The 21,329-nt window shown below is 69.5% G+C and carries 19 protein-coding genes; 14 read left to right on the top strand and 5 right to left on the bottom strand.

Annotated elements, in window-relative coordinates; translation table 11 throughout:
• Nucleotides 1-1,350: 1,350 nt before the first annotated feature.
• The gene (locus Pka01_RS11590; RefSeq protein ID WP_203882678.1) at nt 1,351-2,070 is read left to right on the top strand and encodes a class III extradiol dioxygenase subunit B-like domain-containing protein; all 720 of its coding nucleotides are present in this window, start codon (nt 1,351-1,353) and stop codon (nt 2,068-2,070) included.
• Nucleotides 2,071-2,082: 12 nt separating this feature from the next.
• Here the strand turns inward: Pka01_RS11590 and Pka01_RS11585 are convergent, their stop codons facing one another.
• Nucleotides 2,083-2,490 (bottom strand): hypothetical protein, encoded by a 408-nt coding sequence (locus tag Pka01_RS11585; RefSeq protein WP_203882677.1) that lies wholly within the window; start codon nt 2,488-2,490, stop codon nt 2,083-2,085.
• 97 nt (nt 2,491-2,587) lie between these two features.
• Here Pka01_RS11585 and Pka01_RS11580 point away from each other — a divergent pair, with 97 nt between their 5' ends.
• Nucleotides 2,588-3,601, top strand: a complete 1,014-nt coding sequence (locus Pka01_RS11580) for a GlxA family transcriptional regulator (RefSeq protein WP_203882676.1) — start codon at nt 2,588-2,590, stop codon at nt 3,599-3,601.
• Nucleotides 3,602-3,603: 2 nt separating this feature from the next.
• Here Pka01_RS11580 and Pka01_RS11575 read toward each other — a convergent pair whose 3' ends face one another.
• On the bottom strand, nt 3,604-4,527 hold the full coding sequence (locus Pka01_RS11575; RefSeq protein WP_203882675.1) for a ribonuclease Z: 924 nt from the start codon (nt 4,525-4,527) through the stop codon (nt 3,604-3,606).
• Nucleotides 4,528-5,034: 507 nt separating this feature from the next.
• Between Pka01_RS11575 and Pka01_RS11570 the strand changes: the two genes are divergently transcribed.
• Together Pka01_RS11570 and Pka01_RS11565 are read left to right on the top strand one after the other, a co-directional pair.
• Nucleotides 5,035-5,688, top strand: coding sequence for a TetR/AcrR family transcriptional regulator (locus Pka01_RS11570; RefSeq protein ID WP_203882674.1), 654 nt, complete (start codon nt 5,035-5,037; stop codon nt 5,686-5,688).
• Complete coding sequence (locus Pka01_RS11565) at nt 5,676-5,969, top strand: DUF6204 family protein (RefSeq protein WP_239114908.1); 294 nt, start codon at nt 5,676-5,678, stop codon at nt 5,967-5,969. Before Pka01_RS11570 ends, Pka01_RS11565 begins: the two co-directional genes overlap by 13 nt.
• Before the next feature lie 220 nt (nt 5,970-6,189).
• Here the strand turns inward: Pka01_RS11565 and Pka01_RS11560 are convergent, their stop codons facing one another.
• Nucleotides 6,190-9,054, bottom strand: a complete 2,865-nt coding sequence (locus Pka01_RS11560; RefSeq protein WP_239114907.1) for a helix-turn-helix transcriptional regulator — start codon at nt 9,052-9,054, stop codon at nt 6,190-6,192.
• Nucleotides 9,055-9,545: 491 nt separating this feature from the next.
• Between Pka01_RS11560 and Pka01_RS11555 the strand changes: the two genes are divergently transcribed.
• Both Pka01_RS11555 and Pka01_RS11550 read left to right on the top strand, forming a co-directional pair.
• Complete coding sequence (locus Pka01_RS11555; protein ID WP_203882672.1) at nt 9,546-10,448, top strand: aminoglycoside phosphotransferase family protein; 903 nt, start codon at nt 9,546-9,548, stop codon at nt 10,446-10,448.
• Between the two features lie 323 nt (nt 10,449-10,771).
• Nucleotides 10,772-11,311, top strand: a complete 540-nt coding sequence (locus tag Pka01_RS11550; protein ID WP_203882671.1) for a hypothetical protein — start codon at nt 10,772-10,774, stop codon at nt 11,309-11,311.
• A gap of 109 nt (nt 11,312-11,420) precedes the next feature.
• Here Pka01_RS11550 and Pka01_RS11545 read toward each other — a convergent pair whose 3' ends face one another.
• Both Pka01_RS11545 and Pka01_RS11540 read right to left on the bottom strand, forming a co-directional pair.
• Nucleotides 11,421-11,618, bottom strand: a complete 198-nt coding sequence (locus Pka01_RS11545) for a hypothetical protein (protein ID WP_203882670.1) — start codon at nt 11,616-11,618, stop codon at nt 11,421-11,423.
• Nucleotides 11,619-11,685: 67 nt separating this feature from the next.
• Nucleotides 11,686-12,390 (bottom strand): SDR family oxidoreductase, encoded by a 705-nt coding sequence (locus Pka01_RS11540; protein WP_203882669.1) that lies wholly within the window; start codon nt 12,388-12,390, stop codon nt 11,686-11,688.
• A gap of 117 nt (nt 12,391-12,507) precedes the next feature.
• Between Pka01_RS11540 and Pka01_RS11535 the strand changes: the two genes are divergently transcribed.
• The 8 genes from Pka01_RS11535 (at nt 12,508) to Pka01_RS11500 (ending at nt 21,327) form a co-directional block, all read left to right on the top strand.
• On the top strand, nt 12,508-13,215 hold the full coding sequence (locus Pka01_RS11535; RefSeq protein WP_203882668.1) for a CGNR zinc finger domain-containing protein: 708 nt from the start codon (nt 12,508-12,510) through the stop codon (nt 13,213-13,215).
• A gap of 66 nt (nt 13,216-13,281) precedes the next feature.
• Nucleotides 13,282-13,812, top strand: a complete 531-nt coding sequence (locus Pka01_RS11530) for a methylated-DNA--[protein]-cysteine S-methyltransferase (RefSeq protein WP_203882667.1) — start codon at nt 13,282-13,284, stop codon at nt 13,810-13,812.
• A 29-nt stretch (nt 13,813-13,841) separates the two neighbouring features.
• Nucleotides 13,842-14,747 (top strand): tRNA (adenosine(37)-N6)-dimethylallyltransferase MiaA, encoded by a 906-nt coding sequence (gene miaA / locus Pka01_RS11525; RefSeq protein WP_239114906.1) that lies wholly within the window; start codon nt 13,842-13,844, stop codon nt 14,745-14,747.
• 58 nt (nt 14,748-14,805) lie between these two features.
• Nucleotides 14,806-15,618, top strand: coding sequence for a diaminopimelate epimerase (gene dapF / locus Pka01_RS11520; protein WP_203882666.1), 813 nt, complete (start codon nt 14,806-14,808; stop codon nt 15,616-15,618).
• Between the two features lie 103 nt (nt 15,619-15,721).
• Nucleotides 15,722-16,489, top strand: a complete 768-nt coding sequence (locus Pka01_RS11515) for an SCO6745 family protein (protein WP_239114905.1) — start codon at nt 15,722-15,724, stop codon at nt 16,487-16,489.
• An 89-nt stretch (nt 16,490-16,578) separates the two neighbouring features.
• Nucleotides 16,579-18,861: a tetratricopeptide repeat protein gene (locus Pka01_RS11510; protein ID WP_203882665.1), complete on the top strand. Its 2,283-nt coding sequence runs from the start codon at nt 16,579-16,581 to the stop codon at nt 18,859-18,861.
• A 78-nt stretch (nt 18,862-18,939) separates the two neighbouring features.
• Nucleotides 18,940-19,701, top strand: coding sequence for an SDR family NAD(P)-dependent oxidoreductase (locus Pka01_RS11505; protein WP_203882664.1), 762 nt, complete (start codon nt 18,940-18,942; stop codon nt 19,699-19,701).
• Between the two features lie 549 nt (nt 19,702-20,250).
• The gene (locus tag Pka01_RS11500; RefSeq protein ID WP_239114904.1) at nt 20,251-21,327 is read left to right on the top strand and encodes a quaternary amine ABC transporter ATP-binding protein; all 1,077 of its coding nucleotides are present in this window, start codon (nt 20,251-20,253) and stop codon (nt 21,325-21,327) included.
• Nucleotides 21,328-21,329 lie beyond the last annotated feature (2 nt).

Below are 21,329 nucleotides of genomic sequence, written 5' to 3'. Positions count from 1 at the left end.
GGGTTGGGGTGCTTTCGGCTGACGCGCGGCGGAAGCGGGTCCGGATGGGGCCGAGCTCGGCCGGGGCTGAGGCGCTTCGGCATTCGGCCCGGGCTGGGGTGCTGACGATCTCGCGGCGGGTGGCGCCTGGGCCACTCCCCGGGCCACTCCTGGAGGCGCTCCAGCGCCGGGCGCGGCCGGGGCCGCGGGAGCCGGCCGGGCGGGCCTCTCGCCGGGCGTGTGCGGGGGAACCACCGCGACGGGTGTCCGGTCGGCGTGCCCTGGATGGCCGGAGCCCCGCTGTCGCGGCTGCTTTCCAAGGTCGTCCCGCTGCTTCGAGGGGTGTGCGGGGGAGGCCGCGCCGGGCGGCGCTTCGCCGATGTCCTGTGCGCCGGGAGCCATCCCGGCGATCACGCCGGGCGCCCACGGCACCTCCGGGTACTCCGGGGTCTCCCGGGTCGCCGGGGTCTCCGGTGGCGTGGTCGGCGCCTGGACGACGAAGGACGCGGGTGCGGCCGACGGCGTCGTCGATCCGCGGACGACCCCGGCGTTCGACGACAGGGCAAGAACGATGCCGAGGCCGGCGAGGCCGATGATCGTTATGACACCCGCCAGGGCGAGAGCTGTACGAGCTCGTTGGGGAGGCCCGGGATGAGGCGGGGGAGAAAAGTTCGACAATGTCGTAATTCTTCCGTTATGATTTCGCGACTGTTTCGTTATCTCCTCCAGTCTGCTGGTCCATCTCCACCCGCGCCCCCGAATTTCCAACACCGACCACCCTCACCGCAGCCTTGTGGTGATCATGCACAAGCCTCGTGGTGATCACGCACAAGCCTTGTGGTGATCATGCACAGGTTCGCCGGCAGCCCCCGTGGCCTCCACCAACCCCTGCGCGTGATCATGCACGAATTCGGAGCACTACCCGCTCGCCTGCGCGCACAACGTTCGTGATCATGCACGAATTCGGGGAAACGCCCGCTCGCCTGCGGGTACAACGTTCGTGATCATGCACGGATTCGCGCACATGCCCGCCGACGTGCGCGTATGGCGCCCGTGATCATGCGCGTGCATGATCACGGGCGGCGAAACCGCAGGTGGTCCACCCTGTGGTCGAACCTGCGCATGATCACGCATGGTGTCGTCACAGGTGGATGCGGCGATGGACGAACTCGTGCATGATCACGCGCGGTGGATGCGCAGGTCGGCGGCTGCTTGCCCGAGCCTGTGCATGATCACCCCAGGGGTTCTACGAGCCTGTGCATGATCACCCCAGGGGGTCTACGAGCCTGTGCATGATCACCTCCAGGTTCGTGTGTGATCACCCCCGGGCTTGTGCGTGATCACGTCAAGGGGGGTGGGTAGGCTGGGCGGGTGCTGGTCGCAGCGGGTGTCTGCCCGCATCCTCCGCTGATCGTGCCGGAGCTTGCCGGGGCCGCGGCGTCCGAGCTCGACGATCTCCGTGCCGCTTGTGCGGAAGTGATTCGCTCCCTCGTCGAGTGCGATCCCGATCTGCTCGTGGTCGTGGGGCCCGCCGAGCGGTCCGCCGACTACCCGGGCGACGCGGCGGGGACCATGAGGCCCTGGGGGGCCGACGTACGCGCCGGTCGAGGCGAGCCCGTCCTCCCGCTCTCGCTGACCGTCGGCCGATGGCTGCTCGACCGATACGCCCCGGACCCCGATGCACTGCCCGCGCTGCGCCTGGAGGCCGTCGCGGCGGACGCTGCTCCCGCCGGCTGCGCCGCGCTCGGAGAGGAGATCGCCCGGTCCGCCGGCCGGGTCGCGATCCTGGCCATGGGGGACGGCTCCGCCAGGCTCACCGAGAAGTCCCCCGGCTATCTGCATCCTGGTGCCGTGCCGTACAACGACATGATCGGCAGGGCGATCGCGGCGGGGGAGGCCGGCCTGCTCGCCGGCCTGGACCCGGCGGAGGCCGACGAACTGTGGGTCGGGGGCAGGGTGGCGTTCCAGGTTCTGGCGGCCGCCGCGGCCGAAGCGGCCGGCAGGTGCGCCAGCGGTTCGCTCTACGACGACGCCCCGTACGGCGTCGGCTACTTCGTCGCCAGGTGGACCTTCGAGCCAACGCCGTCGTGAGGACGTCACAGGTCAGTGCACGTGCCCGGTGTACTCGTCGCGGCGCCACAACATCGCGACGAGCATGAGCGGGAACATCGCCACGTGCGCGAGGACCATCAGCGACTCGCCGTCGACGATGTCCAGCCACAACAGTGGGAAGAGCGGCAGCGCGGGAGCGAACATGGCGCCGCACATCTCCAGGGTCGGCGCCCAGCCATGCCCGCGAAACCGCATCCACGCGGCCATGCCCACGGACATGTCGAACGCCATGAGCAGGTAGGCGAGCTCGGGATCCCGTTCGTGTGAGAACCCGAGCCCGGCGGCGTGCCGGAGCATTCCGAGGAGGATCATCCCGGCGAACATGGCGATGATCATCTCGATGTAGTGCCGGATGAATCGCAGCCGGCGGGAGCGGGTGTCCGATGTCGTCGAAGCCATGCCCCAACGATGTTTCCCCGCCGGCCGGTGGCCAAGAAAGGTGGATGTGCCGGTCCGAATACTTGGGCTCCCTGTCTTTGCGACATACTGTCGCGCCATGACGGAACGGCGGGTCGTCGTCATCGGGTACGACGCGGCGGAGTTGCTCGACATCGCATGTGTGACCACGGCGCTCCAGGTGGCGAACGCCGAGGGCGCGTCGCCCTGCTACATCGTGCGACTGGCCGCCCCGGGAGGCCGCCCCATCACCTGCGGCACGGGACTGACGCTCCACGCGCAGGAGCCGCTGGAACGGGTCATCGGCCCCCTTGACACGCTCGTCGTGGTCGGCGGCATCGGGCACGAGGGCGCGGCCCGCGACCGGTCGATCCTCGGTCATGTCAGGCGTCTCGCGCGGGAGAGCCGCCGTACGGCGTCGGTGTGCACCGGAGCGGGCATCCTGGCGGCCGCGGGGCTGCTCGACGGCCGGCGGGCCACGACTCATTGGCAGTGGGCGGACACGTTCGCCGCGCGCAATCCGGATGTCGTCTTCGATCCGGGCCCGATCTTCATCAGGGACGGGGACACGATCACGTCGGCGGGGGTCACCAGCGCGCTGGACCTCACGCTCGCCCTCATCGAGGAAGACCACGGCCCCGAACTGGCGCGCAGGGTGGCCAGGATCCTGGTGACCTACATGCAGCGGCCCGGCAACCAGGCCCAGATGAGCATGTTCACGACCGCGCCGCCGGTCGCGGACGGCCTGGTCAGGAGGATCGTCGACCGCATAATGCGCGATCCGTCGGCGGACCTGACCACGATGACGTTGGCGGCCGCCGCCGGGGTGAGCGAACGGCATCTGACCCGGCTGTTCCTGCGGCACGTGGGACGGACACCGGGCCGGTTCGTACGGCAGGCGCGCATTGAGGCCGCGGCGAACCTGCTGGCCTCCACGTCGCTGCCCGTGGCCGTTGTGGCGGCGCGCTGCGGTTTCGGCACGGCGGAGACCCTGCGCCAGGCGTTCGTGGACCGGTACGGCATTCCGCCGTCGCGCTACCGGTCCGTGAACTCGTCCACCGCCGGGCCCCAGGACACGGCCGCCGCCACGGCCATGTCCACGTCGCGCGCCTGAGGTCAGGGACGCCGGCGCGGCACCGGAACCCGCGACAGGTCGCGAGCGGCGACGATCTCGCCTGCGAACTCCTTGGCGGCCTCCCCGACGAAGCGCGGCTCGTCGGCGAACGAGTATCGCTCGGAGAAGTGGGTCAGCACGAGGCGCCGCACTCCGCAGGCCTGCGCGACCTGGCCGGCCTGGGCCGCCGTCAGGTGGCCGTACTCGGCCGCCAGCGCCGCCTCCTCCGACAGGAAGGTCGACTCGATCACCAGGAGGTCGACCCCCTCGGCCAGCGCGTACACGCCGTCGCAGAGGCGGGTGTCCATGACGAAGGCCGCGCTCTGCCCCGGCCTCGGCACGCTGCAGTCCTCAAGCGACACGACCGAGCCGTCGTCCAGCGTCACCGAGCCCTCGCGCTGCAACTCGCCGATCAGGGGTCCGGCGATCCCGCGCCGGGCCAGTTCGGCGGGCAACATCCGCCGGCCGTCGGGCTCGTCGACGCGGTAGCCGTACGACTCGACGGGATGGGAGAGGGGCCGTCCGGTGAGGGTCACGGGTCCCGCCGGCAGCCGGACGACGTCACCGGCGACCGGCCGCGGAGTGATCACGGACGTGTCGGCGAACGCGGCGGCATGGCGCAGCCGCCCCCAGTACTCCTCGCCGCTCGCGGGATAGGCCGCCTGTACGGCATGGCCCACCTTGTCGCGCGCGATGCGCTGCACGATGCCGGGCACGCCCAGGCAGTGGTCTCCGTGGAAGTGCGTGACGCAGATCCACGTCACGTCGTGCGCGCTGACCCCCGCCATCGTCATCTGCCGCTGGGTGCCCTCGCCGGGGTCGAACAGGAAGCCCTGGCCGTCCCACATGAGCAGGTATCCGTTGTGGTTTCGATGCCGCGTGGGCACGGCGCTCGCCGTCCCGAGCACCACGAGCTCGCGCGTCATGCGGGTCAAACTACCGCCTGCGGGGTGCCGGTCGTTCACTCAAAGCCGCCGCCCTCTGGTGCGGCCGTCGGGGGACGAGGCCCAAGGCCAGGACGGCCCTGAGCGGGACGCACGCGCCGCCGTCACGGGGCACGCCGCCGTCTCCCGCTGGCGCTCCCGGCGGACAGCGCGCAAAGAACGCCGGACGGCCGGCGCGGACGAGAGGAAGGGCCGCCAGGCGACAGTACAAGTCCGCTTACAGGTCGTCGGGCTGAGCAGAACAGCCGTCAGGAACCTGTCAACCGGCGCTGTGCAGGTAGGACGACCAGCGCGCGTGGAAGGTCACCGGGAACATGGACACGTGAAGCACCAGTTGACAGAACCCGGGCGGCAGTCGCGAATCCGGCAGCTATCGGGGAGGCCGACGGATGGGGAGCTTCCTGGTGCGGCACCAGAGGACTGACGATTCGATCTCGCGCCAAATAATGCAGTCGACTCTAAATATAGAGTTCAGTTAAAGTCTTCGGCATGACCGAAGGGCTGCGTGAACGCAAGAAACGCGAGACACGGCGACACATCTCGGATACGGCCATCGGGCTGTTCGTCGAGCGAGGCTTCGAGCACGTCACGATCACCGAGGTCGCCGCCGCGGCCGGGGTCTCGGCCAACACCGTCTACAACTACTTCGAGACCAAGGAGAACCTCGTCCTACCGCCCGACCAGGCGTCCCCGCAACGGCTCGCCGACATGGTGCGCGACCGCGGGCCCGGCGAAGCCGCCGTACCGGCCGTGCTGCGAACCCTGCGCGAGGAGGTGCGCCGCCGCGACCGAAGGCTCGGCCTGTCCGACGAGTTCGGCCGCGTCTTCGAGATGATGCGAGCAGCACCCACGCTGACCGCCCGGCTTGAGGACCTCGGCCGGCAGATGACCGACGCGCTCGCCGCCGTCCTCGCGGAGGAGACCGGCGCCGCCCCCGCCGACCCGCTGCCCTGCGTGGTGGCCTGCCAGGTCGGCGCCCTGCACGAACTCGTCTACACCGAGATCGGCAGGCGTACGGCCACCGGCGAGGACCCCGGCACCATCGCCGCGGCCGTCCTCGACATCGTCGACGCCGCCGAGGACCTGCTCGGCGGCCACATCCTCACCTATGCCGTCCGAGAGGAACCACGGTGTTCAGAGTGATCATCTCCGGCCGGTTCGGCGATCTCGGCGAGTCCGGCCGCGCCTCCGTGCTCGCCGCGTCCGGGCTCGCCTTCAGCGAGCAGGGCGCCTTCACCCACGACGGCACCCTGTCTGCGTTCACCTTCCGCTGCCAGGTGCCGGCCCAGCCCGACGATGGCGAGCAAGACGCCACCCGGCGGGCCCTCGCGGCACTCGACGCCTACGGTCAGCCGTACGACGTGCTGCGCGTCGCGGTGACCGACATGCGCACCATCAAGGTCCGCCGGCGTCCCCGGCCATGATCCACTCGCGTCGTCAGATGGCGCCGCCGTTGACATGGATTACCTGCCCCTTGATTCAGCGGCCCGGACCGGCGAGGAAGTTCACCACTTCGGCCGCGTCGGCGATGGCGCGATCGCGCTCCAATGTTCGGAGCCGCGCCTGTTCGGCAAGAGGTAACGAGGCGCCGCCTCCATCAATGGCCTGCTCGACTGGCCTGCAGCCTCATCTGCCTTCGCCGCCCTACGCCTCTGCGCCTTTGATGAGCTCAGGGCATTCTTCGGTGACGATGCAGGCCAGCTCGGTACGGGATGCGATGTCGAGTTTGCTGAACATCCGGCGAAGGTGGGTGGACACCGTGTGGTGCGAGAGGAACATCCGCTCGGCGGCCTGGCGGTTGGTCATCCCTCTGGCGATCAAGCCGGCCACCGCGCGTTCTGTGTCGGTAAGGCTGTCCCATCCGAAGGTCGGCCGCTGGGATTGAGTCCAGTGGCGGCGCCGCACACCCAGCGCCCGCAGCCGGGCTCGCACCCGGGCCACGTCCCAGAGCGCACCGATGCGCTCATAACCGTCGAGCGCCTCATCCAGGCTGTCGACGGCCTTCGCCGAGGCATCGGCGCCGGACGTGGTGGCCCACAAGACGCCGAGGTCTTCGGCGACCAAGGCGCGTGCCCACGGCTCAGGCTGATCGGCGGCGGCGGCCAACGCGTCGGGGTCCTGGTGGAAAATGCCGCGGGCGTGGGCGAACGTGATGGCGAAGACGGGGAAGTCCGGGTTGTTTCGGGCCAGGTACTCGGCCGTGTCAACGATGGCCTGCGCATACGGACGGTTCGCCGCGGCCAGCGCCAGCCGAGTCATCCAGGCGGCCGTGAGAGGCGTCGTGAGGAGTGCCCAGCGCCGCTCCTCCTCGTCGGTGTAAATGGCGTGGAGTATCTCGATCGCCCGCCCGGTGTCACCCTGGGCGTCGGCCACCGCCGCCATCACCCACCGTTCCCACACCGATCCGAACAACATCTCGGGCGCGGCGGGGATGGACTGGCATCGCTCGATGTGCCCGACCGCGGCGTCGAGGTCACCCCGCCGCAGGGCAACGACAGCGAGCATGGACAGCCCGACGCGGATGAACCCGTGCGTGCCCAGCTCCTCGGCGATCATTTTCCCGGCCTGGGCCTCGGCGGCGGCGTCATCAAGTCGACCGACGCCCAGATTCAGCACGGAGCGGAACAGTGCGGGTTGTGCGGCGAGCACGGTCAGCCCGAGGTCGTTGATTTCCTCCTCGGCGGCCTGGATAGCGATGTCGGCCGCATCGAACTCACGCATGGCTCTGTAGTGGAGGCTCAGTATCAGGCGCGTATACGGGCGCTGGATGGCTTCGACGGTGCCGCGGTCGGTGATGTGCAAGGCTTCGCGTAGATGCGCGAACGAGTCGGCGATCCGCCCATCGACCATCGCGAACCGAGCGAGCAGCAGGAGAGCTCCGACGACGGCGGCATCGGCGTGCCGCTCGCGGTCGGCCAGAACGGCTTCCGCCCGGTGCCGTCCTTTCCGGAAGTCGTTCAGGCAGGTAAGCCCCCAGAACATCGTCCATTCGGCGATGCCGCGAAGGTCATCTGGGATGTCCTGCTGGGCGAGCAGGCTTTCTGCCTCGGATACCGCATCCGCCGGTCGGCCGCTCAGGAGCAGGATGTGCGCCAGCGCGCATCGCAGGCGAGGGCCGTGCAGGGGCGGGGCCCTGCCGAGTGCGGCACGGGCAAGTTCGGCTGCCTCGGACAGCCGTCCGATCACCGTCAGGGCGTCGACCGCTGTGGCGGCGCGACCGAACCAGCCAGGGTCGGCGGAGCCGCTGAGTTCAAGCGCCCGCAGGGCGAGGTCGGCGGCGGTCTGAGGTGAGGACCGCAGCACCTCCCGCGCCGCCTGGTCCAGTCCGAGCAGTGCGGACGTATCACCACGGCCGGCACCGTGAATCAGGTGCGTGGCGGCGGGAACAGCCGACCCGCCGCGTTTGAGCAGCATCTCTGCTGCGTCGTGGTGTAGGGACCGGCGTACGGGAATGGGGATGGTCCCGATCACCGCCTGCCACAGCAGATCATGCCGGAAGGTGAGCTCCTCCCCGGCGGGTTCGATGATGCCCGCCGACGTCGCCTCCTCCAGCATCGGCAGCAGACCATTGGTCGTTTGGCCGAGCATTTCGGCCAGATCCTTCACCGAGAACGAACGGCCTAAGATTGCGGCGCACTGAAGCAGATACCTGGTCCGTGCGGACAACTCCTGCAGGCGTTCCTGCGTCACCGCCTGAGCATGCGGCAGGCATGCCGCCATCCGCGCGTGACCATCGGCGATCTGGAAGACGCCCTCGCTCTTGAGCTTCTCAAGAAGATCGACGAGCAGGAAGGGATTGCCGTCCGCTATGCCGGCCAGGGCCAGCACGTCCGGCTCGGGCGCTGCCCCGAGGACGTCGGTGACGACGTCCGCCACTGCTCGCTCGTCCAGCGCCTCCAACGTGATCCGGATCGCGCCATCACGTTCCAGCACGTCGAACAGACAGTCGAGGCGGGGACAGTCGCCGCTGCCGCTGGTGCGGGCCAGCATCCAGACGAGCGGATAGGAGGCGAGATCTCTGGTCATCGACCGCAGCGCCAGCAAAGTTATCGGATCGGCCCAGTGCAGGTCATCCAACGCGAGGAGCATCGGTTCCTGAGCCACCCGCTGCTCCAGCGGTCCCTGCAGTTGTTCCACCAGCAGCAGTCGCTGATCGGCCGGACCGCGGAGGTTCATGTGACCGCCCGCGGGAGGCGCGCGGCCCGATTTCCCGAGCGCCGATGTCAGCGGGGCCAGTGGTATCAGCTGGGTCAGTTCGTCCGCCTCGCCCCGGGCGACTCCCAACCCCGCCCTCGCGGCCGCGGTGGCGGTTATGCCGAGCAGGCGACTCTTTCCGACGCCAGACCGGCCTTCAACCAGTAGGACCCCGCCCCGGCCTACCTTGGCCGCCTGCAGCAATCCGACGACAAGCTTCCACTCCCGGGCGCGGCCACGCCAACCAGGCCACGATGATCGGCAGAAATTGGACCTGTCGACAGCTTCGCGGTCAGCATGGGTTGAGTGCCCCATAAATCCATAAATCACCCATGCGTCAGCCGTGTCAAGCGCGGGGCCCGAGGGAGACCTGCGGGGCGGGGTTCTCCGTCTTCTTGACGTCACCTTCGGGAGGAAAGCCGTCGCACGTTCGCGAATGCAAGGCTTTTGCCTGGATTCATCCTCCTTGCGCTCTTCATCATTCGACATCGTCGTTATAGCCAATATTTGATCTCAAATGTCCGTCAAAACAGGATTACGCCCCACCCCGCTGCGAACCTAGTCACGACGGTAACCGGAACACCACATGCGGGCACACCCCGGCCAACGGATGGATTGCCGGCGTGCCCGCTGCGTGCCCGTACGGTCGGCAAGCAGCGGGGACTCACGGTCGCTCGACCGGCATACGGGCAGGTCACCGTTTCCCCAGGTTACCCGGCATGATGTTGAAAGACTCCAAAACCTCCCCGCCTGCCACGCAGAAAATACAAGGCACGCAAGCGAGTTGGTGGCCTACCGTGCCGTGAGTGAAGGATCACATTCCCCAAGCAGTGCTGGATGCGGTGCTGGAGCACCCCGGAGGCTCGCTCGTGTGGTGCTGCAGTGAACCGATCACCGGCAGTTCCGGGGCCGCCACCGGCGCCGTGACCAGGTTGTCGGGCCTGGCACAGCTCGATCACGACCAGGTCGCCTTCACCGTGATCCGCAAAGCCTGCCGACCAGTGACCGCTGGACGCCACTCCGCCGGTGCCGCCGATCCCCGGCACTGGGCCTACTGGCGGCGGGAATCTCTCGCCTACGCCAGCGGACTGCTACCAGAGGGACCCGGTCTGGCCTCCGCACGCTGCTACGGCGTCATCGACGACATCATCTATCTCGCCGACGTCGGCACCACACCACAATCGCCACACGTGGCTGCGCACCAGCTGGGCCGCTGGCAGGCCAATTCCCCTGTGCCAGACGTACCGTGGCTGACAGGGCACCAGCTCGCCCAGCGGATCGCGGTCAGTGAGCTGGACTGGACCGGCATGGACGTGCATCCGCACATCCCGGCATTGTGGCAACGACGCCGGGAGCTGCTGAAGCGGCTGGACGGGGTACCTCGAGTGCTCGTGCATGGCGACTTCTCCAGTGGCAACCTCATCGCTGCCGACGACGGTGCCGACACCGTGGTGCTGGACTGGGCGACGTTCGGGGTGGGCCCGGTGGGCGCCGATCTTGCATCACTGACGCTGACCACGCTCGGCCGCCATCTCGCCGACTATCTTGACGGGTTGGCCGGCTGCTTCGATGCCGGCGACGTCGAGCTGGGCTACCGGGTGACGCTCGCACTGACCGGAGCTGGTCGCATCCACTGGATGCTGTCGCGCGGGATGACGCTTCCCGCCGGTTATGTCGACATCATCACAACCGAGACCGCCTCAATGTGACCCGGATGCAGAAAATCGGCATCTGATTCAGAGGGTGCCGCCCACGGGGCGCACCAGGCCAGACGAGTAGGAGCATGCCACCTTCGAGACGGTGCCGTCCGCGCGATGAGCCGTCCATCCACACGGCCCCGTGCCACATCCATGCCGGTCATGAGGGGGAATCACGGGGACTCCGGATGATCCCCAAAGCCATGGGGAATGGCGCATGACGCAATGGCTTACCAGCTGAGCATGAGACGGACAGGCCCGCGTTGATTACTCTCCCGCAGAAGGGCACGTTCGTGGCTGCTCCTGATCAGGTCCAGTACTAGGTGGCGACGCAAATGAAATGGGAGATGGATCGCCACAAGTGGACAGATCTCGGTGAGGGCGGAATAGCTCTCTCGGAGCGGATTATGGAGTTCATCTCCGCTCGCGATCCTGATCGTGTGCGTGAGCTCTTTTTTCTGATCGAGGAGGCTGTCGTACCGGTAAACGGACCAATGAGAGTCGGTGCAGAGGCTGTCTCGGCCTGTTTGGTCCAAGGGTTGTTGTCCGCGACTCCAAGCTCCAGGCGTGAAATTCTCTATCTACTCTTTCAGCTTGCAGGAGGAGTGGTAGATACGCCGGACTCTAATCTCGTTCACGGTGTGCGGCGAGAGCTGGAACTCGGGTTTCCGATATACGGCCAGATTGCCGAAGTGGGAACGAGTGATGAGAGGCTTCAATGTATAGATTTGTTGTCGCTGTGTGCGAGATTCAATAAGCCATGCCTGGACCGTGCAACGTCGCTAATGCGTCGAATTGCTGAGGTCGGAGATAGAGAGGCATCGACTGTCTCCGTCGAACTCGAAGATCTAAGACGGGACGGTTACATTCCCTAGCCTCAATCCTTCTCGATCTTGGCGTAGTTGGCCAGGTGCCCGTTGCGGTGGCCAAACCCTCGGGGGTCCCCTCGCATTACGCCGGCCTCACACGTCCCGCACGGATGCGTCAGCGGTCAGGCGGGTTAGGCGGAACGTCGGCAAGATCGCCCTGGTCCTCCTCGACGGTGTCATGGGCGGGGTTCCGGCCGGAATATGCGCCTGGGCTGACCGCGGGGCCTCCGGGTTCATCTTCGTCTTCCTCAAGTCCGGCGAACAGACAGCGGCCGAATTCGTGAAGATGCGCGGTGAGATCGAGCAGCGCCACTGAGCCACAACACGCTGCGATTCCAGACCGGCGCGGGAACCGACCGCTCCCGCGCCGGCGGCGCGCCTCAGCCGGACACCGTCAGGCCTTCGACCGGGCCGGAGAGCGCGGCCTTGAAGTGACGGCTGAAGTCGTCCGCGAGCAGCTCTGACTCCCCCTTCTGGAGGGCCGAGACGATGTCCGCGGCCACCGCATGCGGATCGTTCTTGGGTCCCTCCAGCCGCCTGACCAGGTCCGTGTCGGTCAGGCCCAGCTGAACGCCGAGGACCTGGGTGCCCTGGGCGCCGAGCTCCACCCGGAGCGTGTTGGTCATCGAGATCAGAGCGGCCTTCGCGGCGCCGTAGGTGCCGGAGCCGGGGAACCCGGCGATCCACGACGTCAGCGAGTGGAGGTTGACCAGCGCGCCGCCGCCGTTCGCCGCCAGCACGGGGGCGAACGCCTTCGCGACGCGCAACGGGCCGAACGCCACGATCTCGAAGACGCGGCCGACCTCCTCGTCGTCGTCCTCGAGGAGCGGCCCGAAGGTCATGATCCCGGCGTTGTTGACGACGATGCCGACGTCACCGGCCACTCGCGCGAGCGCGGCCGCCGAACGGCGGTCCTCCAGTTCGAACGCGAGCGGGACGATCCTCGGGTCGTCCTCGGCCGCGGGCCGGCGGGAGGTGACGTACACCTTCGAGGCCCCGGCCCCCAGCAGTTCCCGCACGATCTCCTTGCCCAGGCCTCGCTGTCCACCCGTGACCAGGGCGGTCGCTCCACTGGCAGTGGTCATTTCGCACTCCTTCAACCGGCGAAGCACCCCGTCGCTCATGACAGAGGTGTATGTGATTTTGCCTCTGTCAGCCAACGATGCCCGTCCCGAGTGACGTAGTCAAATAGACTTTGGTCTATGTCATGGGTGGCGACTGAGAGGTTCGGGGCCAGGACGGCTCCCGACGGCCTCACGCTGGTGCAGGAACTGGTCAACACGCACGCCGTCGAACGCGGGGGCGGTGCGGATCTGCTCGCCGACCGCACGTCGGCGGAGGAGTGGCTGCGGGGAGCCGCACGGCAATGGGCCCGCGGCCGGAAGGTGGACGCCCCGGAAACGGCGCTCTCCCCAGACGGCTGGGAGACGCTGCGGAACCTCAGGGCGACCGTGGCGGAGTTGCTGTCCGTTCCCGCCGACGAACGGGCCGCCGCCATGCCCGCCGCCATGCCCGCCGCCATGCCCGCCGCCATGCCCGCCGCCATGTCCGTCGCAGAGGCGGGCGTCAGGCGTCGCGCCGAGGTGGTCCTCGTCTCCGACGACGCCGGGCGGGTGGCGATGGTCCCCTCGGGGGCGGGCGCCGCGTGGCTGGAATCGGCCGTCTGGTCGGAGATTCTGCTCGCGCAGCGGACAGGCGAGTGGTCCAAGCTCAAGTTGTGCCGCGAACCGGGATGCCGGTCCGCCTTCTACGACACCTCACGCAACGGCAGCGGCGTCTGGCACAACGTCCGCACCTGCGGGAACATGGCCAACCTTCGCGCGTCCCGCAGTCGCAGGAAGATGCGGACCCGGACGGACGACGGTGCGGCCACGAATCCCGCCGATCCGCGAGACGCCCGTCCGGCGTGACCGGCTGATCATCATCGCGCGGCGTCACAGGTCGCCGTCAGGACGGCGAACCGGGAGAATGGGGGAATGGCGGAGACTGTTGCGTTCGGCAGCGTGCCCACGAAGCTCGGCGACGTGCTCGCGGCCGTCACCGAGACGGGCGTCGTGGCCACGTCCTTCAACGACGGTCCGGACGTCCGGGCGCACATCGCCGGCCGCGTCGGCCTCGCCGTCGCCGACGACCCCGCCCGTACGGCGGCCGCCCGCCAGGAACTCGAGAGGTACTTCGAGGGTGAGCTCAAGGAGTTCGCCGTCGCCGTCGACTGGCGGCTCATGTCGGACCTCCAGCGACGGGTCCTCGGCACGCTCTACACGACGGTTCCGTACGGGCAGGTCGTGACCTACGGCGAGTTGTCGGTCAGAAGCGAAACCGGCGTTCCGGCCAGGGGCATCGGATCGATCATGGGCAGCAACCCGATTCCGATCATCGTGCCGTGCCACCGCGTCGTGGCGGGCAACCGGCTCGGCGGATTCAGCGGCGGCGACGGGGTGGAGTCCAAACGCTGGCTGCTGACCCTGGAAGGCCGTCTTCCCCCGACACTCGACTGGGACCTGTGAGCACTCCCGGCGCTGGGAGACTGGTCGGTGTGGGGCAACTACCAGTGATCGCCGTCGTGGGCGCCACGGCGGCAGGCAAGTCGGACCTGGCGGTCGAGCTGGCGCTCGAACTCGGCGGTGAGGTCGTCAACACCGACTCCATGCAGCTCTACCGCGGCATGGACATCGGCACGGCCAAGCTCTCCCTCGCCGAGCGCATGGGAGTGTCCCACCACCTGCTGGACATCTGGCCGGTGACCAGGACGGCCAGCGTCGCCGAATACCAGGCGCTGGCGCGCCCGCTGATCGAGGAGATCCGGGGCCGCGGCCGTGCGCCCATCCTGGCCGGCGGCTCGGGTCTGTACGTCAGGGCGGCCATCGACGACCTGGAGTTCCCCGGAACCGACCCGGCGATCCGCGCCCGGCTCGAGGAGGAGCTGTCGTTGACCGGCCCGGCCCCTCTCTACGAGCGGCTGAAGAGTCTCGACCCGGCCGCCGCGGAGAACATCCTGCCGAGCAACGGCCGCAGGATCGTCCGGGCTCTGGAGGTCATCGAACTGTCCGGCCGCCCGTTCTCCGCCACCATGCCGTCGTTCGACGCGGTCTACGACAGCGTGCAGATCGGAGTGGAGGTGCCGCGGCCGGTCCTCGACGAGCGGATCGAGCTGCGAGTCGGCCGCATGTGGGATGCGGGCCTGGTCGACGAGGTCCGCGCGCTCGCGGCGGAAGGCCTGGCCGAGGGCAGGACGGCGAGCAGGGCGCTCGGGTACGCCCAGGTGCTCCGGTTCCTCGACGGCGAGTGGACCGAGGAGGAGGCCCGTGCGGAGACCGTCCGCGCCACCAGAAGGTTCGCCAGAAGGCAGGAGTCGTGGTTCCGCCGCGATCCCCGGGTGGTGTGGCTGCCGTACGACGCGCCCGACCTGACCGCCCGGGCGCTCGCCCTGGTCACCGGGTGAACCCGGAGGCGGGACCGGTCGCCGGAGAAGACCGGCGGGACGCCTAGAATTCGTTCACATGCGGTTCGTGAAGGGGCACAGCACCGAGAACGACTTCGTCATCCTGCCGGATGCCGACGCCCGTCTCGATCTTGGTCCGATGCTGGTCAGATGGCTGTGCGACCGGCGGGCGGGCATCGGGGCCGACGGCGTGCTGCGCGTCGTGCGGACCAAGCTCTGCGCCGAAGTGGCCGACCAGGCGGACGAGGCCGAGTGGTTCATGGACTACCGCAACGCGGACGGCAGCGTCGCCGAGATGTGCGGCAACGGGGTCAGGGTCTTCGCCCGCTACCTGGTCGACTCGGGGCTGGCCGGTGCGGGAGAGCTGGCCGTCGCCACCCGAGCCGGCGTCAAACGGGCGCGGCTCGGCACGACGGGCGACGTCTCCGTCGACATGGGCATGCCGCGGGTGCTCGGGGTGAGCAGCACGACGGTGAACGGCCGCGAATACCAGGGCCTGAACGTGAACGTCGGCAATCCGCACCTGGCCTGCGTCATCGACGACCCGATCGCCGGCCTCGACCTGACCAGGGAGCCGGGCTACGACCGCGAGGTCTACCCCGCGGGCGTGAACATCGAGCTGCTCAACCGCGTCGGCGACCACGCGGTCTCGATGCGCGTCCACGAGCGGGGCTCCGGCGAGACCCGCTCGTGCGGCACCGGAGCGGTGGCCACCGCCATGGCCGCGGCGCACGCGGCCGGGGAGACCACGGGCACCTGGACCGTGCGCGTCCTCGGTGGAACGGTGACGGTCACGCTCGACGACCGGACCAGCCATCTGGCCGGCCCCGCCGCCCTCGTCGCCTCTGGCGAGTTCCCCGCCGTCATCTAGTCCGCGCTCCGCTGGACTCTGATCCCCACCCCCACGGTGGGTTGCAGAATGTTGTTCTGCTGCCTCATGCTCGGTTCGTTTAGTAGACCGAGAAGGAGGACGCATGGACTCGCGCGGCACGGTGGCGGCGACGAAGGCGGCGATCTGGGCCCTGGGCGGTGGCTTCATGATGTCGCGGGAGGTCAAGACTCTCTGCGACCGCTACGCCCTGAGCAGCAGGGAGATGTACTTCCGCGGGCGGTGCGGCGTCCTCGGCGAGGTCCATCCCGACGTGGTGGTCGCGGCGTCGATCTTCTTCCCCGCCGACCGCGTGCGCGAGTGGTGGGAGGGCGGCAGGAAGCTGGCGGCCGACGAGGCGGCGAGCCTGTACGCCTCGGCCTGTCACCAGTGGGGGCGGCGCAGGCTGGCCGGATTCGAGGAGGCGGGACGCCTCGCCGAGCTCCTCGCCGCGGTCGCCGACGGTTCGGACGTCTTCTGCGCACCCCTGTTCGCCGGCTGGCGCGCCATGCCGCGCCCGACGGCCGACGTGGAGCGCGCGGCCCACATGCTCCACGTCATGCGGGAACACCGCGGGGCCCAGCACACGACGGCCGTCGTCGCGTGTGGTCTCGGCCCCCTCGAGGCCACCCTCATCGGTGCGCAGGGGGCCGGCGCGTGGGACCCGCAGACCGGCAACGCCTCCGTGGCCCGCTTCCTCGAGTGGCCGGAGCCGTACGGCACGCCGTCGGCCGAGGCCGTCGAACGGCGGGCCAGGGCCGAGGAGATCACCGACGACCTCGTGGCACCCGCGTTCGGCGTGCTTGACGAGGCGGAGCGAGCCGAGCTCGCCGATCTTCTCACCGCGGCCGCCGCCACCGCTTTCCCCCGGTGACATCCCCGGTTCTTCTTGGCGACATCCCAGGTGTGACAGCCCTCGAGGCTGTTTGGGACACGCTTGCCGACCTGGCAGACTGACTGCCCATGGACGTGGACATCTGGGCCTGGGTCGGCGGCACCCAGCGCGAACTGCACGAGGCCGGCAACACCGGCCTGGCCATGGCGCTGGGCGACGTGCCCGGGCAGGCCCTCGAGGGGCGCTACGCGCAGCTGGACGTCGTGGCGCCGGCCGTCGCCGAGCAGGCGGAGGCGCTCGGCCTGCCCTGGCTGGAGCTGTTCGTGCGCTACTGGCACCTGCTCGGCAGGGTCGGCGACCGGGCCAACGGCGCAGTCGCCCTCGGCGACGCCGCCGACCTGGTCGAGTACGCCAGGCGAGACGACGTCCGCGAGTGCCCGTCCGCGCCGGGGGCCGTCGAGGTGCTGGCCATCGCGCAGGCGAACACCGACGGTCCCGGGTACGCCGAGGAGCGGCTCGCGGCGCTCGGTGCCGCCCTGGACGGGGTCGAGCCGGACTCGCTCGCCTTCTCCGGCCTGACCACCCAATACGTCGCCGCTCTGCTGGACGCCGGACGTCCCGAGGAGGCGGTGACCTACGCCGAGGCGGCCGTCGAGCGGCTGGGGCAGGCGGGCCGGGAGGCGAGCTGGGAGCTCGGTGCCGAGGCCGCCCGCGCGCTGCTCGCCGCCGGGCGCGGGGAGGACGCCCTGACCGCGCTGCAGTCCGCGACCGGCTTCAAGCCGGACGACCCGGTGGCGAAGGGCCGCCGTGAGGCGTTGCTGGCCTCGCTGATCCAGGGCACGATCGGGCGCATGGACGGGGCCTTCGAGGCCCTGCCCGACCTCGACGTCGTCGGCGACCACCCGCGCGACTGGGTGGAGTGGTCCCGGGCAGTCAGCCTGCTGGCCGGCAGCGGCTCGATCGCCAACACCTGGCAGCTCGGCCGCGTCCTCCAGCAGTGGATCGCCTACTTCGAGACGACGGGCGGCCACCGGGCGCGGTTCGAGCTCGCCCTGGCCGCCGGCCACCTCGCCGTCGCCCGCCAGGGGATCTGGCAGGCCCGGCTGCTGGCCGACAAGGCGGAGGCGGCGCTGGCCGACCTCAGGAGCACCGAGGGCCTGCCCGAGCGGATCGCCGCGCTGCGCGCCGCCGCCGACGGCGCCGCCGAGCTCCCGCCGCCGGGAGGCCCGGACGAGCTGGTGGCCCTCTTCGACGCCGCCGACGGCCAGAGCGCGGACCCGGAGCGGTGGGTCGGCTGGCTCGCGCCGCGCTCCGGCCCGGATCTTGAGGTCACCCGCCGCCACACGACCACGCTCGGCTTCCTCGGGTACGCCTCCGTCGGTGCCGACATCTACTGGAAGGCGATCGCCGAGGACGGCGATCCCGCCGCCGCGGGCGAGGAGGACATCGCCTATCTGACGGGCCTGCTCATCGAGGCGGGGCAGGACGACCGCGTCGAGCAGCTGGCGGCACGCCTTCCCGCGTCTGGCTCCCACCTCGCCCTGGCGCGCCTCTACCGTGCCCGCGAGCGCTGGGCGGAGACGGCCGCGGAGGCCGAGGCGGCGGTCGCCGCCCACGAGACGGCGGAGGGCCGCCGCCTGTGGTCGGTGGCCACGCAGCATCTCGGCGACAGCGCCGCCGCGGCCGAGATCCTGCGGCCGATGCTCGACTCGGAAGAGGCCGAGGAGGAGGACATCTGGCGGCTGATCGTGGTCGCCACCGCCGCGGAGGACTGGGCGACCGTTCACGCCGCCTCCGCCAGGCTGAACCTCCCGGTGCAGACGAAGGAGGGGCCCATCGACGAGCAGTGGCACCTCATGCGCGCGGTCCTCCCGGCTCCCGACGGAGGCCGGCGCGAGGTGCTGTCCCTGCGCACCGGCCCGGCGACCGCACGCCTCGCCGTCCCGCAGCCGCGCGGCATGGAGTACAACGCGGGCGACGTGATCGTCTTCGACCCCAGCCCGCTGGAGCCGATCCCCGAGGACCCCAAGGCGCAGGAGGACTTCGTCATCCCGTTCGCGGGGGTCACGATGTTGCGGCCCGGCGGCTTCACGAGCTGGTTCTTCGACGGTGTCGCGCCCACCGAGCACGAGTGGACCGAGTTCAACGAGGTGCTCGCCGAGCGCGGCTGGCCGATGTGGGTCTACAGCGACGAGACCTACGGCGTCACCAGCCCGGCGACCGGCGAGCGCCTGCCCGGAGTGTTCGGCTGGATCGCGGTGCCGCCGACCGTCGAGCCGGCCGAGCTCGACGCCGTCCTCGACGACGCCACCGAGCAATGGACCCACCCGATCACCTGGGTCGACCTGGCCCGCGAAGTCGGCGTCGAGGTCGAGCGGCACGAGCGCATCGCCAAGGAATACGGGCTGTGACCCGCCGCCGGTCGCTGCTCTAGGATCACGTTCGGTCGATCCCGGGGACGGGAAACCCCCGGGGCCAAGGAGGTCGGCGTGGTACTGGAGCGCTTCCGGCTGGACGGCAGAGTCGTGATCGTCACCGGGGCCTCGTCGGGTCTCGGCGTGGCCTTCGCCCGCGGCTTCGCCGAGGCGGGCGCCGACGTCGTGATCGGGGCGCGCCGGCTCGACATGCTCGAGAACACGCGGCGGCTGGTCAAAGAGACCGGCCGCCGCTGCCTGGCCGTCGCCACCGACGTCGCCGTCCCCGAACAGTGCCAGGCTCTCGTCGACGCGGCGGTCGCCGAATTCGGCCAGGTCGACGTGCTGATCAACAATGCGGGCGTCGGCACGGCCATGCCGGCTCTCCGTGAGACGCCCGAGCAGTTCCGCCAGGTGATCGACGTCAACCTGCACGGCACCTACTGGATGGCGCAGGCGTGCGCCCGGGTCATGCGGCCAGGATCGGCGATCGTCAACATCGGCAGCGTGCTCGGCGAGACGACCGCCGGATTGCCGCAGGCGGCCTACAGCGCGTCCAAGGCCGCCGTCGCGGGGCTGACCCGGGACCTGGCGCAACAGTGGACCTCCCGGCGAGGCATCCGCGTCAACTGCCTGGAGCCCGGGTTCTTCCACTCGGAGATGACCGAGCAGTACCCGCCCGGCTACCTGGACCGGGTGATGGCGCAGCGCGTGCTGATGGACCGGGCGGGTGAGCCGGTCGAACTCGTGACCGCCGCCGTCTTCCTGGCCTCCGACGCGGGCTCCTACATCACCGGCGCCGTCATTCCCGTCGACGGCGGAATCCTGATCACCTGATCGGCCGGCGCCCAGCCGGGTGCGTGCTCTTCGGCGTTCTTCTCTTTCCAGCGGTCGCCCTGCGACCCCCGGCCTGCGCTCTGCCGTCCCGCGGCGGCTGCCGTGTGGTTCTCAACCGGCCGCCTGGTTGTCGTCGGCGCGTGCCGTGTCGTCCCACTTAGTGGTCGCGCGTCCCAATTATTGACCAGCGATCTTCGTCGGGCGGTCCCTCGGGCACCCCTCCAGGGCGACAGCTTTCCCTGTCCTGCAGTGGTTCCCGTGCTCGGACGGGCGCATACTCGAGGCCCCCACGGCTAGATCACTGAATGATCACGATATGGAGCTTATCGTGTTATTTCCGCCCATCTGTGGGGCTGATGGGGCCTAGCCTCATCACTGTTCAACACGATGAGTTGCGCATCACGCAACTCCTGTGCATATGCCCAATGAGGAGTCGTTGACCCCCAGCTCTTCATCGACGGCGTGCGAGCGACGATCTCCACGCCGTGCTGTGGCGTTCCCGGGCGTTCACGCCGCTTCTCGGGCGATAGCCGAGTGAGGGGAAACAGAGTGGGCACTGCCGCGATCGAGGTTCGCGGGCTCTGGAAGATCTTCGGCCCCAAGGCCGACCGGATCATCGGTAGCCCCGACGCGGAGCTCGACTCCGCCGCGCTCCGGGCCAAGACCGGATGCACCGCCGCCGTGAGGGACGTCAGCTTCGAGGTCCGTCCGGGCGAGGTCTTCGTCGTCATGGGGTTGTCGGGCAGCGGCAAGTCCACGCTCGTCCGGTGCCTCACCCGGCTCATCGAGCCGACGGGCGGCGACATCGCCATCGGCGGCGAGGACGTGCGGGGCATGTCCGCCGCGCAGCTGCGCGAACTGCGCCGCCACCGGGTCAGCATGGTCTTCCAGCACTTCGGGCTGCTCCCGCACCGCCGGGTCCTCGACAACGTCGCCTACGGCCTGGAGATCCAGGGCGTGGCGAAGGCCGTACGGCACGAGAAGGCGCGCGCGATCCTCTCCCTCGTCGGGCTGGAGGGGCACGAGGACTCCTATCCGGACCAGCTCTCCGGCGGCATGCAGCAGCGCGTGGGCCTGGCCCGGGCGCTCGCCGTCGACCCGGAGGTGCTGCTTTTCGACGAGCCGTTCAGCGCGCTCGACCCGCTGATCAGGCGGGACATGCAGGCAGAGGTCGTCCGCCTGCACCGTGAGGTGGGCAAGACGATGGTCTTCATCACCCACGACCTGTCCGAGGCGCTCAAGCTCGGCGAGCGGATCGCGATCATGCGGAACGGCTCGATCGTGCAGGTCGGCACGCCGGAGGAACTGGTGGGTGCACCCGCCGACGACTACGTGGCCGACTTCGTGCGCGACGTTCCCAAATCGCACGTGCTGTCGCTGCGCTGGATCTCCCGGCAGCCTGACACGGACGAGCCGCTGGACGGACCGGAGCTGCCGGCCGACACGGTGATCCACGACGCGATCCCGGCCGCGATGGCGTCCGCCCGGCCGATCCGGGTGGTCGCCGACGGTGAACTCGTCGGCGTGGTCGACCGGGTCGACCTGCTCGGCGCGGTCCGCCTCGGCGAAGCCGGCGGCGACCCCGAGCACGCGGCCCTCGCGGGCTCGACGGCCGAGGAGGCGTAGTG

The organism is Planotetraspora kaengkrachanensis, from assembly GCF_016862895.1.
Classification (GTDB): Bacteria; Actinomycetota; Actinomycetes; order Streptosporangiales; family Streptosporangiaceae; genus Planotetraspora; species Planotetraspora kaengkrachanensis.
This window is presented reverse-complemented; position numbering and strand designations above follow the sequence as displayed.

Bases quoted from the DNA above. Each gene is read 5' to 3' on its own strand.
- Pka01_RS11585 (WP_203882677.1), bottom strand. From the start codon at position 2,490: ATGGCTTCGACGACATCGGACACCCGCTCCCGCCGGCTGCGATTCATC.
- dapF (WP_203882666.1), top strand. From the start codon at position 14,806: ATGCGGTTCGTGAAGGGGCACAGCACCGAGAACGACTTCGTCATCCTG.
- Pka01_RS11575 (WP_203882675.1), bottom strand. From the start codon at position 4,527: ATGACGCGCGAGCTCGTGGTGCTCGGGACGGCGAGCGCCGTGCCCACG.
- Pka01_RS11580 (WP_203882676.1), top strand. From the start codon at position 2,588: ATGACGGAACGGCGGGTCGTCGTCATCGGGTACGACGCGGCGGAGTTG.
- Pka01_RS11530 (WP_203882667.1), top strand. From the start codon at position 13,282: ATGGCGGAGACTGTTGCGTTCGGCAGCGTGCCCACGAAGCTCGGCGAC.
- Pka01_RS11515 (WP_239114905.1), top strand. From the start codon at position 15,722: ATGGACTCGCGCGGCACGGTGGCGGCGACGAAGGCGGCGATCTGGGCC.
- Pka01_RS11540 (WP_203882669.1), bottom strand. From the start codon at position 12,390: ATGACCACTGCCAGTGGAGCGACCGCCCTGGTCACGGGTGGACAGCGA.
- Pka01_RS11560 (WP_239114907.1), bottom strand. From the start codon at position 9,054: ATGGGGCACTCAACCCATGCTGACCGCGAAGCTGTCGACAGGTCCAAT.
- Pka01_RS11550 (WP_203882671.1), top strand. From the start codon at position 10,772: ATGAAATGGGAGATGGATCGCCACAAGTGGACAGATCTCGGTGAGGGC.
- Pka01_RS11570 (WP_203882674.1), top strand. From the start codon at position 5,035: ATGACCGAAGGGCTGCGTGAACGCAAGAAACGCGAGACACGGCGACAC.
- Pka01_RS11510 (WP_203882665.1), top strand. From the start codon at position 16,579: ATGGACGTGGACATCTGGGCCTGGGTCGGCGGCACCCAGCGCGAACTG.
- Pka01_RS11535 (WP_203882668.1), top strand. From the start codon at position 12,508: ATGTCATGGGTGGCGACTGAGAGGTTCGGGGCCAGGACGGCTCCCGAC.